The following is a 12,802-nucleotide window of genomic DNA, read 5'->3' as shown; positions in this document are numbered from 1 at the left end:
ATCAGGAGTCCTTCTGCTTGGTGCCGAAGATCTTGTCACCGGCATCACCCAGGCCAGGAATGATGTAGCCATGCTCGTTGAGCTTCTGATCGATGGAAGCGGTGTAGATGGTCACGTCCGGGTGCGCCTGCTCGACGGCGGCGATGCCCTCGGGGGCGGCCACCAGGACCATGGCGCGGATGTCACGGCAGCCGGCCTTTTTCAACAGGTCGATGGTGGCGACCATGGAACTGCCGGTGGCCAGCATCGGGTCGATGATCATCGCCAGGCGCTCGTCGATTTCCGGTACCAGTTTTTCCAGGTAAGTGTGGGCTTGCAGGGTTTCCTCATTGCGGGCCACGCCCACGGCGCTGACCTTGGCGCCCGGGATCAGGCTCAGCACGCCTTCGAGCATGCCGATGCCGGCACGCAGGATTGGTACCACGGTAATCTTCTTGCCGGCGATCTTCTCGACCTGGACAGGGCCGCACCAGCCTGGAATCTCGTAGCTTTCCAGGGGCAGGTCTTTGGTGGCTTCGTACGTCAGCAGGGCACCGACTTCCTGAGCGAGCTCGCGAAAGTTCTTCGTGCTAATGTCTGCGCGGCGCATAAGGCCAAGTTTGTGTCGGATCAGCGGATGGCGGATCTCACGGATGGGCATAGGGAAAGGCTCCGGCGGCGGGCAAAAAAAACGGCCTAGATTAATCTATCCGGGGTTGTTGTCCTATAGACATAAAGTACGTTAGTCCAGAAACGCTTGATCTGACCGGGCCGGATGCGTACCTTTGCCCGCTTTTCCGAAACTGCCACCCCTTGGAGAGCGCCATGTCCGCTGATCTCGAGCATATCCGTCAAATCATGCGCGAGGCTGACTGCCTGTACACCGAAGCTGAAGTCGAGGCGGCCATCGCCCGGGTCGGTGCACAAATCACTGAAGAACTGGCTGAGCGCAATCCGGTGGTGTTCTGCGTCATGAACGGTGGCCTGATCTTCGCGGGCAAGCTGCTGACCCACCTGCGCTTTCCCCTGGAAGCCTCCTACCTGCACGCTACCCGCTACCGCAACGAAACCAGCGGCGGTGAGCTGTTCTGGAAGTCCAAGCCGGAAGTCTCCTTTATCGACCGCGACGTGCTGATCATCGACGACATCCTCGATGAAGGTCACACCCTGGGCGCGATCATCGACTTCTGCAAACACGCCGGCGCCCGCGCCGTGCACACGGCCGTGCTGATCGACAAGGACCACGACCGCAAGGCCCGTCCGGACCTCAAGGCCGACTACATGGGCCTGCCTTGCGTGGACCGCTACGTGTTCGGCTACGGCATGGACTACAAGGGCTACTGGCGTAACGCTGCCGGCATCTATGCCGTCAAGGGCATGTAAGCGATGACCGGGCCGAGCTTTCTCGATCAAGCGTTGTTCAGCGACCTGGCTGAGAAAGCCGCGGCCAACCCCCGCGGTCGTCAGCACCACAACTTCCATGCCATGGAAGAGCCTTGCCACCGCATGGCGGTGGGGCTGCAACCCTCCACTTATGTTCCGCCGCATCGCCACCTGAGTGCTGACAAGGCCGAGACCCTGCTGGTGCTCAAGGGGCGCCTGGGCGTGCTGATTTTCGATGAAACGGGCCAGGTCCAGGGCAAGCGGGTGCTGCAGGCCGGCGGCGACTGCGTCGGTGTGGACTTGCCGGCCGGGGTTTTCCACGGCCTGGTGGTGCTGGAGCCCGACAGCCTGATGTTCGAATGCAAGGCCGGCCCTTATCGCCCAGTGGGCGAGGGTGAGCAGGCCAGTTGGGCGCCCCGTGAAGGCGAGCCCGGCGTGGCCGAATACCAGGCCTGGATGCGCGCCCAGTTCGACTGAACAGGCCCGCGCCCGTGACAGCGGCCTACCGTCGGTAACGGTGCAAGATTTGCGGTAAAAACCCGTGCTAGAGTGCTCGGCCCTTGTCTGGAGCCTGTCATGAGCCTGTTGATTCGCAGTAGCGCGGCCCTTCTTCTGTGCTTGAGCCTGCCCCTGGCAGCCGCCCCGGCCCCCTTGCACGGGCAGTTCCTGCCTCCCGATGATCTGACCCTGCGCGACAGCGTCCCGCAACAGCAGCAGTTGTTGCAGGTCACCGAGTATTCGGTGGTGATCGGCAGCCAGCGCCAATCGAACCAGCAACCGATTCCCGTGACTTCGCCAGTGTGGGTGCGGCTCAAGGGCAAGCCGTTGAACAAGGGCGCCACCATCAGCCAGGTGCTGGTGAACTTCGACGGTGAAAGCAAAAGCCTGAAAAAGCCGCAGTTCGATGCCAAGACCCGGACCCTGACCCTGTATTACCCGCTGGCCCAGTACCGTGCGGTGATGGACCTGTTGCGCAACGACACGGTGTATTGCCAGTTCCTCAGCTATGCCAACGGGCACATCTGGGCTGACCTGCATACCGGCAGCGTGCGTTCGCGTTGAGGCCATATGCGGGCTGGGGGTAAACTGCCCGCCCCGTGAAATGTCTGCGAGCTGGAGTCGGCAATGCGTAAAGATAAGAAACAAGTGATTGGTGACGAGATCAGCGACGAGCAGATCAAGTTGTTCCTCGATTTCGAGCCGGTCGATGCAACTTCGCCGTCCCTGCACAAGCTGATCAAGGCCTATCGTGGCCTGCGCATCGATGATTTCGAACGCTTCCTGACCTTCTTCGTCGAAGCCGGTTTCGACCTGGATGGCAAGGATGAGCACGGCCAGACCTTCGTCGACCTGATCCGCGATCAGCGCAACGCCGCCGACTACATCGAGCTGATGGACAACGCCCGCGGCTGATCTTCTCGCCAGGCATAAAAAAACGCCCCGTCCTGCGAAGGACGGGGCGTTTTTCATTCAGCGCGGATCAGGTGCAGCTTTCGGTTTCCTTGCTTGGCTCGACCAGCTCCAGGCTCAGGTTGTTTTCGCTGTTGATCTGGTGGTACAGCGTTGCGTCGGTTTCCAGGACCTTTTCCCGTGCCGGGAAGATTTCCTTGAGCTTGGCAGCCCATTCGCCGCTGGCCTTGGCCGGGAAGCAGCGCTCGATCAGCTCCAGCATGATCGAAACGGTCACCGAGGCACCTGGCGAGGCGCCGAGCAGGGCGGCCAGAGAGCCGTCCTTGGCGGCCACCAGTTCGGTACCGAACTGCAGGATGCCGCCTTTCTTCGGATCCTTCTTGATGATCTGCACCCGCTGGCCGGCCACCTCCAGGCGCCAGTCCTCGGCCTTGGCCTCGGGGTAGAAGCGGCGCAGGGATTCCAGGCGCTGCTCCATGGACTGCATGACTTCGCTGACCAGGTACTTGGTCAGGTCCATGTTGTCCCGGGCCACGGCCAGCATCGGGCCGATGTTGCCGGCGCGTACCGACATCGGCAGGTCGAGGAACGAGCCGTGCTTGAGGAACTTGGTGGTAAAGCCGGCATAAGGCCCGAACAGCAGGGACTTCTTGCCTTCGACCACGCGGGTGTCCAGGTGCGGCACGGACATCGGTGGCGAGCCCACGGCCGCCTGGCTGTAGACCTTGGCCTGGTGCTGCTTGACCACTTCCGGGTTGTCGCAACGCAGCCACTGGCCGCTCACCGGGAAACCGCCGAAGCCCTTGCTCTCCTCGATGCCCGAGGCCTGCAGCAGGGGCAGGGCCGCGCCACCGGCGCCGAGGAACACGAACTTGGCGTCGACTTCGCGGGTACTGCCGCTGTTGACGTCCTTGATGCTCACGGTCCAGCCGTTGGCCTTGTTGCGCTTGAGGCCAGTGACACGCTTGCAGTACTTGACCTGGGCATCGGGAGCGCTGGTCAGGTGCTTGAGCAACTGGTTGGTCAGGGCGCCGAAGTTGACGTCGGTACCGTTGAGCACGCGAGTGGCGGCGATGGTTTCGTCCGCTGGGCGGCCCGGCATCATCAGCGGCATCCACTCGGCCATCTTGGCCTTGTCTTCGGTGTATTCCATGTCCGCGAAGGCATGGTGCTGGCTCAGTACTTCAAAGCGCTTCTTGAGGAAGGAAACGCCTTTTTCGCCCTGTACGAAGCTCAGGTGCGGCACGGGGCTGATGAAGGACTTGGACGAGCCGAAGGTGCCTTTCTTGGTCAGGTAGGACCAGAACTGCTTCGACACCTCGAACTGGGTGTTGATGTGCACGGCTTTCTTGATGTCGATGCTGCCATCGGCGGCCTGTGGCGTGTAGTTCAGCTCACAGAGGCCGGCATGGCCGGTACCGGCGTTGTTCCACGGGTTGGAACTTTCCGCGGCACCCGAATCCATCAGCTCGACGACTTCCAGCTTGATCGCGGGGTCGAGCTCTTTGAGCAGTACAGCAAGGGTGGCACTCATGATGCCGGCCCCGACCAATACGACGTCTACTGCTTCGTTATGCGCCATTAACGCGTCTCCAAAATCTGCAGCACCAAATTGACGGCATGGCTGCCAGGAGTGACGGGGCGGTTCACGTAATGCCCCAGGTTACCCATGGCCAGGATCGCCATGTCCGAATCTTCGCAATTTTTTGCAACTACCACGGACGCTGCCAACCGGGCCTCAAGGTGCGTATGAACGCATCTCGGGGAGCCTCGGGCAATTCGACTTATGGTCGATACATCCGCTCGTGCAACCAAATCCGTCAGCGGACAGGCTTCAAGCACCAGTTCTTGAGGAGTGCTCGGTCCTGTGTAATCGGGCTGTTGTAGAGGCCAATGGTGCCAGTTCAGACGCAAAACTATTCATTTGCTCGCCACACTCTTGTGAAGTTGTGAAAACCCGTTTTTTCACGCTCTTTTGAAGACGTGAACCTCAAAAAAGGGCTGCCTCAGCCTGGCACCTGGCCCGCGCGGTGATGCCGGCAAAGGATGCGGGCACGACGGGCAAACAGCTTTAAGTGGCCGAGCAACGGCAGCTCTGCAGTTTCGCGAAAAGTGGAGGTTTGCAAGGTGAACAGCAAGCACGCCAGCTTCACTCGAACTGTGTGGGCGGCTCTCTGTGGGCGGTGCGGGGTGCCAAAGCAGTGGCGTTGGCGGTACTGCGAGGCCCGATCAGGAGACGTCCTTATAATCGGGGGGAGATTGTAACGAAGAAATGCGCAGAAATGATCCTGTTTCGCGACTTTTATTAGGCTTTTGGTCAGGTGGCCAGTATCGGTTGCACCCGGGAGCGAGCGCAGCGCGGGCTGACCCGGGCGCTGGCGGGCAGCGCCTGGTGCAACCAGTTCAGGCGAATTTCCTGGATTTCCACCCAGCCATCGCCTACCGGGGCCAGCAGGCAGTGCTTGAAGGCCTGGCAACGTCCCTGGCTGTCCAGCAGGGCGAAGCTGCGAAACTGTTGACGCGGGGCGAACAGGGAGCGGATGAAGTTCATGACCAGGTACCTGAGTGTGTCATTGACGATAAGAATGCCCTTGAGCCGTTACATCATGATGTATTGCCAGTGAACGGCAGGTTACAGGAACCCGGTTGTACGGGACCTGTCTGAGTCTTGACTAAGTCATGCCTGGCGCTGGTTTGCCGTCCTTGTGCACCGCTATACTGCGGGCCTGTTTGTGCCTGATTCCTGGAGAGATGAGCATGTTGCAACGCCTGTTGTTCGGTTTGATCACTGTGACCAGCCTGTCGCTGGTGGGTTGCGCCCACAGCCCGCAACAACTCAGCCCGGAGCCCAAGCTCACTGCCCAGCTGGCGCCTGTCGGCCATGGCCAGCCGGTGGTGGTGAAAGTGGTTGATGGACGTCCTTCGCCGACCCTGGGCACCCGTGGCGGCCTGTACCCGGAAACCAGTGCCATCACCGTGCAGAGCGCGCAGATCCTGCCCAAGCTGCAGGCCCAGGCCGAAGCCGCAGTGCGCCTGCTGGGCTTTACCCCGACCGCCGGTGGCGCCAACGCCCCTCAGTTGACCGTGACCCTGGCCGAGCTCAAGTACCAGTCGCCTAAAGAAGGCCTGTACGTGACCGAGGCCACCATCGGTGCCACCTTCCGCTCGGATGTGCAGAACGCCAACCGTCGTTACAGCGGCCGTTACGGTGCTTCCCTGGACCAGCGTTTCGGCATGGCGCCGAACCAGGACACCAATACCAAGCTGGTGGGTGATGTGCTCAGCGATGCCCTGACCCGCCTGTTCAAGGATCCGACCGTGGGCCAGATCCTCGGCGAGTAACCCGCGCCTGGCCGGGGTTTGAGCCCTGGCCAAGCAACGAAAAAGCCCGGCTGCCTGATGGCGCGCCGGGCTTTTTTATGGGCGCGGATCAGGCCGCCTCGACGTAGAAGTCCAGCATGCTGACGCCCGTCAGCAGGTCTGTTTCCGGCAGGTCCGCGTGCTGGTGCCCGCCCAGGGCGCAATACACCAGCCAGTGCCGGTCCTGCACGTTGAACGCCAGGGCGCCCACCAGCGCCTGCTGTTCTTCACTGGGGGCGATCAGGTAAAGGCGGTCCTGGTTTTCGGCGTGCAGCATGACAAGCTCCGTGGGTTTCGAGGGGCGACAGACTGGCTTGTTTAGATGACGAAAAGATGACGCTTTAAATTAATGGACCGGCGTCTCGTTACTGGTCGGAAAGCCCCCCGCGTTTTGTCGGGGATTGAGTAGAATCCGCGCCGCGGGTGCACTCGACGGCCCGTATACGGCTTTCCTCCGAGGTTCATGATGTCGCTGCAACTGATCTGGTCGATGTTCAACGCCCATCCCGCCAAACTGATCAACCTGCTTGCCCTGCTGTTCGCCTGCCCAGGCAGCTGGCTGCTGCACGCCACCCGCCGTCGTGAACTGCGGGCCCTGGCCAATCTGGCCGTGCAGAGCGAGGGACGGGCGGTGGATCAGCCGCTGCTGATGCTGGATCCCGCAACCTTGCGCATCAATAGGTTTTTCTACCGCTTCGGCTTCGCCTGCCTTGGCCTGGCGTTGCTGGTGTCCTGGATCAGCACCCGGTTCTGATCAACCCCCAGGTTGCAGAAACGACAACGGCGCCCGCAGGCGCCGTTGTGCTTTCCAGTCCGGCCGTTACAGCGCCAGACCGGCCTTGACCCGATACTGGTTGCGCACCGGATTGGCGTATTGCAGTACCAGGTACGGCCGGTGTTCTGCCGGGCAGGCATCCAGCCGGCGCTGCCACTCCTGTTCGGCCTTGGCCAGCTCCTGGGCCGGGAAGACCTCGGCGGCCGTTGGCACCTGCAGTTGTGGATCGGCATCGCTCCACTGGGCATAGGCCAGGTAGTGCACCGGGAACAGGCGGTAGCCGCCGAGGATCTGCCGGTCCATTTCCATGGCCAGTTGCTTGGTGTCCTCGAAGGATTCGCTGATGGGCGCGGCGAAGTTCACGTGGACCCGGCCTTTATAGCCGGTGATGCCCTTGGCGATGCTCACGTCATCCTCGCCTGGTGCCTTGGTATAGGTGCCGGTGGTGGCGCGGATGTACAGCTCGCGGGCCTTGGCCTGGTCGCAGGGGTCGTATTCGTAGCTGATGGACACCGGTGTCAGGTTCAACGACTGGATGACCTCGCCGAACGGCTCGTCCTTGCGGCTCATGTGGAACATCTTGAGGATCGCCGACTCGGTGCGATCGTCGCCATCCTTGGCCCGGCCCTCGGCCTGGGCGATCCAGATCGACTGGCCGTCGTTGCGGATCGAGTGGTTGATATAGGCCGACAGCAGCTGGTAGGCCGCGAGCTTTTCCCGGCGACCGCTGATGGAACGGTGCACGATGAAACTCTTGTTCAGGCGCATCAGGTCGCTGACAAACGGCTTCTGCAGCAGGTTGTCGCCAATGGCGATGCGTGGCGTCGGCAGGCCGGCGTGGTACACCGCGTAGTTGACGAAGGCCGGGTCCATGACGATGTCGCGGTGGTTGGCCAGGAACACATAGGCGGTGCCCGACTTGAACTGCTCGACGCCGGTGTAGGTCACGCCGTCGGTGGCCCGCTCGATGGTGTGGTCGACGTAGAATTCGACCTTGTCCTGCAGGGTGGCCACCGAAGTGACCCCGGCAAACTCACGGCGCAGGCGGTGAGCGATCAGGGGTTTGAGCAGCCAGCCGAAAGTCTTGGCAAAACGCGGGAAGCGAAAGTGGGTGAGGATATCTAGAAACGCCTTGTCACCGAGCAGCCGGGCCAGCACCGCTGGTACTTCGCTGTCGTGGTAAGGTCGGATGGCATCGAATTCGCCCATCATGCTCTCTTGTTAGAAACGGCTAGGGTAAGAAAAGGTTCGGATCGAAAAAAAGCCGGGCACGGTCTGAAAATTCAGCTCAAACAAAAAAAGCCCTGCAAATAGACCGGCGATTATACGCATAAGTCACTCTGGAGACGGCGATGCTGGAAACCGACCATTATCAGTGCCCTTACTGTGGCGAACAGGCGGAGGCGGTGCTGGACCTGTCTGGCGGCGACCAGACCTATATCGAAGACTGCCCGGTGTGCTGCCGGCCCATTGTATTCACCCTGCAAACCGACGGTCGGGAATGGATGCTCGACGTTCACAGTGAAAACGACTGAATGGGGAGTGGCCCTTATGCAGCGCATCTACGAGCCGGAAAACCTGCAGGAAGGCGAGTTGCTCCAGTGCATGCTGGCCAGCGAGGGGATCGAGGCCCATCTGCAGGGGCGCGATCTGTTGGGCGGGGCAGGGGAGCTGCCGCTGTTCGGGCTGCTGGGGCTGTCGGTGGAAAACCACCAGGCGCAACAGGCGCGAGAGCTGATCGCTGCGTACAATGCGGCCCTGCCGTTGCCCTTTGATGAACCGGACAATTTTGCCGGGGTGCTGGTCTGTTAGGCTGAGCGCCGATTTGCCGAGAGTTGTATTGCCCCATGTGTGGACGTTATGCCCTGTTTCGCTGGAACCCCGCGTTTGCCGCCTTGCCGGGATTTCCCGCCGACCAGAAGGCGCAGTGGAACATCTCGCCCAATGATTCGGTGCTGATCCAGCGCGCGGAAAATGGCCAGCGCACCCTGGCCCGGGCCCGCTGGGGGCTGACACCGCCGTGGCTCACGGACCTTTCCCGGACGCCCGCCCATGCCCGGGCGGAAACCCTGGCGGAGCAGCCGATGTTTCGCCAGGCCTTTCGCGAGCGGCGCTGCCTGCTGCCGGCCAATGGTTTCTACGAATGGCGCGGCGGCACCCGCAAGCGCCCCTACTGGCTGACGCCGGGGGAAGGTTCGTCGATCTTTTTTGCCGCGATATGGGAGGCCTACCCGGTGCAGGAGCAGGTCTGGCTGAGCACTGCAGTGGTAACCCAGGCGGCTTCCAATCTGCGTCGCCCGCTGATCCTCGATGCCGCCGGCCAGCAAGCCTGGCTCGATCCCGAAACCCCCTTGCATGCCCTGCAAGCCTTGCTGGCCAGCCCGCCGGCAGCCCTGCGCGAGCGGGTCCTGGCCAACCTGGTCAATGACCCCAAGCTCAACGGCCCCGAGTGCCTGACCCCCGTCTGAAGCATCAACTGCAGGAGCTGGCTGCAGGAGCTGGCTTGCCAGCGAAGAGGCCCCCTGGTTTGCTGCCCAAGCCAGGATCGCTTTCGCCGGCAAGCCGGCTCCTACAGGTCCGTGATTAGACTTTGAACTGGTTGATCAGGCGTCGTTGCTGTTCGGCGAGCTTGGTCAGCCCGGCGCTGGCCGCACTGGACTCATCGGCGCCGCCCGCCACTTCATTGGCCACCTGGCCGATATTGATCACATTGCGGTTGATGTCCTCGGCCACCGCGCTCTGCTCCTCGGCGGCGCTGGCGATCTGGGTGTTCATGTCGTTGATCACCGACACCGCCTGGGTGATGGTTTCCAGGGCCTGGGCCGCCTTGGCCGCGTGTTCCACACTCTGGTCGGTCTTGTGCTGGCTGTCCTCCATCACCCGTACCACTTCCCGGGTGCCCTGTTGCAGTTGCTGGATCATCGACTGGATTTCTTCGGTGGCCTGCTGGGTTTTCTGCGCCAGGTTGCGCACCTCGTCGGCAACCACCGCAAAGCCCCTGCCTTGCTCGCCGGCCCGCGCCGCCTCGATTGCCGCGTTGAGCGCCAGCAGGTTGGTCTGCTCGGCAATCCCGCGAATGGCGATGAGGATGGCGTTGATGTTCTCGCTGTCCTTGGCAAGGGTCTGCACCACGCCCACCGCACGGCCGATTTCCTCGGCCAGGGCGCCGATGGCGCTGGAGGTGTCGCGCACGATCTGCATGCCCTGGCTCGCGGCCTGGTCGGCGTGGCTGGCGGCTTGCGCGGCCTGGGTGGCATTGCGCGCGACGTCCTGGGCGGTGGCGGTCATTTCGTGCACCGCGGTGGCTACCTGATCGATTTCAACCATTTGCTTGTGCACGCCCTGGTTGGTGCGAATGGCGATGTCTGCGGTGTGTTCCGAAGAATCGCTGACGCTCTGAACCGAGGTCACCACTTGGCTGATCATCGCCTGCAGCTTGGCCAAAAAGGTGTTGAAGCCTTTGGCGATGGAGCCCAGCTCGTCAGCGCGATCGCTGGTCAGGCGTCGGGTCAGGTCGCCTTCGCCCTGAGCGATGTCGTCGAGCATTGCCACCATCTGCCGCAGCGGCCGGGCAATGCCGTGGCCCACCAGCCAGATCACCAGCAAGCCGAGGCCGGCAATCACCAGCCCGACCATGGCCATGCCGAAGGTGTCGGCCTTGCGTTGTTCGGCCAGGTCACCTTGCAGTTTGTCGAGGTCGGCCATCACCGCACTCAGCGGCAGTTGCAGCATCAGGGTCCAGTGCGCATCGGTCTGGCCGATGCCGAAGGGCAGGTACAGGCTGATGGTGCCGTTGGCCTGGTCGACGTCGTAGGTCACTTCGCCGCGCTTGAGGCTGGACAGCTTGGTCAGTGCATCACTGCTGAGCACGTCGCTGACTTTTTCACCGAACTTGCTCGAGTCCTTGGTATAGGCGACCAGGCGACCGTTGCCGCCGATCAGGGCCATGTGCCCGGCGCCGCCGTAGAGCTTCTGGTTGGCGCCCACCAGCATGTCCTGGATGAAGTTCACTGACAGGTCGGCACCCACGATGCCCTGGAACTTGCCGTTGAGCAGGATCGGCTGAATAAAGGAGGCCAGCATCACCACCTTGTCGCCGACCTTGTAGGGAGCGGGGTCGATGGCGCAAGGCTTTAGGCTGTCCTGGGAGCAGAGGTAGTACTCGCTGGCGCGCACGCCGGTGGAAAGCAGGGTTCGATCATTGACGTCGGCCAGTTTGTCCAGGCCCAGGCTGCCGTCTTCATTGCGGAACCACCAGGGCAGGAAGCGGCCGTTTGCTGCATCGATACCCACCACCGAGGTGCCTATGTAGGCAGCGTCGTCATGGTCGATGGCGCCGGGTTCCCAGCCAATGTACGCACCGAGGATCTTCGGGTTCTGGGTGACGTTTTCCTTGATCAGGGCAATCAGCTGTTCACGGCTCAGGCTCAGCCCGGCATGGCCTTGCGAGTCCTGGGTGCCCATCAGCGCATTGACCCGCACCAGGCCGCCGGCGATCAGCAGGGGCGCTTCCAGTTCGCGCTGGATCTGGCTGACCTGGGTCTGCGCCAGGCCGCTCAGGCGTTGTTCGATGACCTGTTCGAACTGGGCCTGGGTACGGTCTTGCACCATCTGCTGGGTCCTGGCCCCGGAGAACAGGGCGTACAGCACCAGGGCTGCAACCACGCTGAGAACGATGGCGCCGGCCAGGGCGGCGACGGAAAACTGGATCGACTTGAACTTCATAGAGGCTCCGGGCGCAGGAATTTAGGTCTGCCGAGCTGTATCGGCCGCTGCAGCGCTGGCCATTAGCCTTACACGGAAAAATGACTGTTTCAGGGAGCTTGATGTCGTTCTTGGCAAGCTGTGGGGGTACCCCGGGCGGGATTTGCGGGAGGAATGAATTTTCTCCTGCAAGGCAGATATGTATCTGAAATGCGACCGATTGCTGTTTTTACATCTGGCGCGGATACATTTCCGCCCTTAGGATACGCGCCACGTTTTCAGGGAGGTTTCATGATGAAGAAGTCATTGGTCGTATGTGCATTGAGTGCCGCAGTACTGCTCAGCGGTTGTGAAACGGTCAATACCACCAGCGGTGGCGTGGTCGGTGTGGATCGCAAGCAATCCATGTTCAGCATGGTTTCCAGCGCTGAAGTGAACCAGTCCTATGCCCAGTCCTATCAGCAGACTCTGGGTGAAGCTAGCAGCCAGGGCGTACTGGACAAGACCAGCGCCAACGCCAAGCGCCTGCAGGTCATTGCCAACCGCCTGATTGCCCAGGCGCCGACTTTCCGCCCCGACTGCGCGCAGTGGAAATGGGAAGTCAACCTGATCAAGAGCGACGAGCTCAACGCCAACTGCGGTCCTGGCGGCAAGATCATTTTCTACTCCGGGCTGATCGAGAAGCTCAAACTCACCGACGATGAAATCGCCGCGGTCATGGGCCATGAAATTGCCCACGCCCTGCGCGAGCACGGTCGCGAAGCCATGTCCAAGCAGTACGCGGTCGGTGCCGGCAAGCAGATCGCCACCTTGTTCGGCGTTCCGCAGGAAACCGTAGCCCTGGGCGACAACGGGGTGAACCTGCTGATGACCCTGCCCAACAGCCGCGAGAATGAAAACGAAGCGGACCTGATCGGCCTGGAACTGGCCGCCCGTGCCGGTTACAACCCGAATGCGGCCATCAGCCTGTGGAACAAGATGGGCCAGGCTGCCGGTGGCTCCGCGCCGCCCGAGTTCATGAGCACTCACCCGGCTTCCACCAGCCGTATCGCTTCCTTGCAGGCGGCGATTCCCAAGGTGATGCCGCTGTATCAGGCCGCCAAGAAGTCCTGATCCCTTCGCGTCATTGTCGATGACGCTATCGCCGGCAAGCCGGCTCCTACGGGTTGTGTAGGGGCCAGCTTGCCGGCG

At 61.9% G+C, this 12,802-nt stretch carries 16 protein-coding genes and 1 pseudogene; 10 read left to right on the top strand and 7 right to left on the bottom strand.

What is annotated here, in order from left to right:
* Position 1: 1 nt before the first annotated feature.
* The gene (gene upp / locus AC1RCO_RS19890) at positions 2 to 640 is read right to left on the bottom strand and encodes a uracil phosphoribosyltransferase (RefSeq protein ID WP_011063386.1); all 639 of its coding nucleotides are present in this window, start codon (positions 638 to 640) and stop codon (positions 2 to 4) included.
* 164 nt (positions 641 to 804) lie between these two features.
* Here upp and AC1RCO_RS19885 point away from each other — a divergent pair, with 164 nt between their 5' ends.
* The 4 genes from AC1RCO_RS19885 (at position 805) to AC1RCO_RS19870 (ending at position 2,775) form a co-directional block, all read left to right on the top strand.
* Positions 805 to 1,362, top strand: coding sequence for a hypoxanthine-guanine phosphoribosyltransferase (locus AC1RCO_RS19885; RefSeq protein ID WP_011063385.1), 558 nt, complete (start codon positions 805 to 807; stop codon positions 1,360 to 1,362).
* A 3-nt stretch (positions 1,363 to 1,365) separates the two neighbouring features.
* Positions 1,366 to 1,839 carry a WbuC family cupin fold metalloprotein gene (locus AC1RCO_RS19880; protein ID WP_320335547.1) on the top strand — a complete coding sequence of 158 codons (474 nt, stop codon included), beginning with the start codon at positions 1,366 to 1,368 and terminating at the stop codon, positions 1,837 to 1,839.
* Positions 1,840 to 1,938: 99 nt separating this feature from the next.
* Complete coding sequence (locus AC1RCO_RS19875) at positions 1,939 to 2,424, top strand: hypothetical protein (RefSeq protein WP_011063383.1); 486 nt, start codon at positions 1,939 to 1,941, stop codon at positions 2,422 to 2,424.
* 63 nt (positions 2,425 to 2,487) lie between these two features.
* The gene (locus AC1RCO_RS19870) at positions 2,488 to 2,775 is read left to right on the top strand and encodes a PA4642 family protein (protein WP_011063382.1); all 288 of its coding nucleotides are present in this window, start codon (positions 2,488 to 2,490) and stop codon (positions 2,773 to 2,775) included.
* 67 nt (positions 2,776 to 2,842) lie between these two features.
* Here AC1RCO_RS19870 and mqo read toward each other — a convergent pair whose 3' ends face one another.
* Entirely contained in the window at positions 2,843 to 4,354 is a 1,512-nt protein-coding gene (mqo, locus tag AC1RCO_RS19865) for a malate dehydrogenase (quinone) (protein WP_258611159.1), read from the bottom strand.
* 735 nt (positions 4,355 to 5,089) lie between these two features.
* Positions 5,090 to 5,323 (bottom strand): hypothetical protein, encoded by a 234-nt coding sequence (locus AC1RCO_RS19860; RefSeq protein ID WP_283990447.1) that lies wholly within the window; start codon positions 5,321 to 5,323, stop codon positions 5,090 to 5,092.
* Between the two features lie 206 nt (positions 5,324 to 5,529).
* On the opposite strand from AC1RCO_RS19860, the gene AC1RCO_RS19855 reads away from it, so the two are divergent.
* Positions 5,530 to 6,114 (top strand): YajG family lipoprotein, encoded by a 585-nt coding sequence (locus tag AC1RCO_RS19855; protein WP_011063379.1) that lies wholly within the window; start codon positions 5,530 to 5,532, stop codon positions 6,112 to 6,114.
* A gap of 88 nt (positions 6,115 to 6,202) precedes the next feature.
* Here the strand turns inward: AC1RCO_RS19855 and AC1RCO_RS19850 are convergent, their stop codons facing one another.
* Positions 6,203 to 6,409, bottom strand: coding sequence for a hypothetical protein (locus tag AC1RCO_RS19850; protein ID WP_011063378.1), 207 nt, complete (start codon positions 6,407 to 6,409; stop codon positions 6,203 to 6,205).
* A 189-nt stretch (positions 6,410 to 6,598) separates the two neighbouring features.
* On the opposite strand from AC1RCO_RS19850, the gene AC1RCO_RS19845 reads away from it, so the two are divergent.
* Positions 6,599 to 6,886, top strand: a complete 288-nt coding sequence (locus AC1RCO_RS19845) for a hypothetical protein (protein ID WP_015636955.1) — start codon at positions 6,599 to 6,601, stop codon at positions 6,884 to 6,886.
* Positions 6,887 to 6,952: 66 nt separating this feature from the next.
* Here AC1RCO_RS19845 and AC1RCO_RS19840 read toward each other — a convergent pair whose 3' ends face one another.
* The gene (locus AC1RCO_RS19840; protein WP_015636954.1) at positions 6,953 to 8,119 is read right to left on the bottom strand and encodes a 1-acyl-sn-glycerol-3-phosphate acyltransferase; all 1,167 of its coding nucleotides are present in this window, start codon (positions 8,117 to 8,119) and stop codon (positions 6,953 to 6,955) included.
* Between the two features lie 140 nt (positions 8,120 to 8,259).
* On the opposite strand from AC1RCO_RS19840, the gene AC1RCO_RS19835 reads away from it, so the two are divergent.
* Genes AC1RCO_RS19835 through AC1RCO_RS19825 form a run of 3 tightly spaced genes read left to right on the top strand, consistent with a single transcriptional unit; the run spans position 8,260 to position 9,375 of the window.
* Positions 8,260 to 8,442, top strand: a complete 183-nt coding sequence (locus tag AC1RCO_RS19835; RefSeq protein WP_011063375.1) for a CPXCG motif-containing cysteine-rich protein — start codon at positions 8,260 to 8,262, stop codon at positions 8,440 to 8,442.
* 16 nt (positions 8,443 to 8,458) lie between these two features.
* Positions 8,459 to 8,719, top strand: coding sequence for a putative signal transducing protein (locus tag AC1RCO_RS19830; RefSeq protein WP_492617965.1), 261 nt, complete (start codon positions 8,459 to 8,461; stop codon positions 8,717 to 8,719).
* A 35-nt stretch (positions 8,720 to 8,754) separates the two neighbouring features.
* A complete protein-coding gene (locus tag AC1RCO_RS19825; RefSeq protein ID WP_492617964.1) occupies positions 8,755 to 9,375 on the top strand; it encodes an SOS response-associated peptidase in 621 nt (206 codons plus the stop codon).
* A 115-nt stretch (positions 9,376 to 9,490) separates the two neighbouring features.
* Here AC1RCO_RS19825 and AC1RCO_RS19820 read toward each other — a convergent pair whose 3' ends face one another.
* Together AC1RCO_RS19820 and AC1RCO_RS19815 are read right to left on the bottom strand one after the other, a co-directional pair.
* Complete coding sequence (locus tag AC1RCO_RS19820) at positions 9,491 to 10,234, bottom strand: methyl-accepting chemotaxis protein (RefSeq protein ID WP_370059449.1); 744 nt, start codon at positions 10,232 to 10,234, stop codon at positions 9,491 to 9,493.
* A gap of 111 nt (positions 10,235 to 10,345) precedes the next feature.
* Positions 10,346 to 10,543, bottom strand: a pseudogene (locus AC1RCO_RS19815) (HAMP domain-containing protein); the annotation flags it as partial.
* A 1,362-nt stretch (positions 10,544 to 11,905) separates the two neighbouring features.
* On the opposite strand from AC1RCO_RS19815, the gene AC1RCO_RS19810 reads away from it, so the two are divergent.
* On the top strand, positions 11,906 to 12,724 hold the full coding sequence (locus AC1RCO_RS19810; RefSeq protein ID WP_011063371.1) for a M48 family metallopeptidase: 819 nt from the start codon (positions 11,906 to 11,908) through the stop codon (positions 12,722 to 12,724).
* Positions 12,725 to 12,802: the final 78 nt, after the last annotated feature.

This window comes from Pseudomonas sp. GW823-FHT03E05 (assembly GCF_058796855.1).
This window is presented reverse-complemented; position numbering and strand designations above follow the sequence as displayed.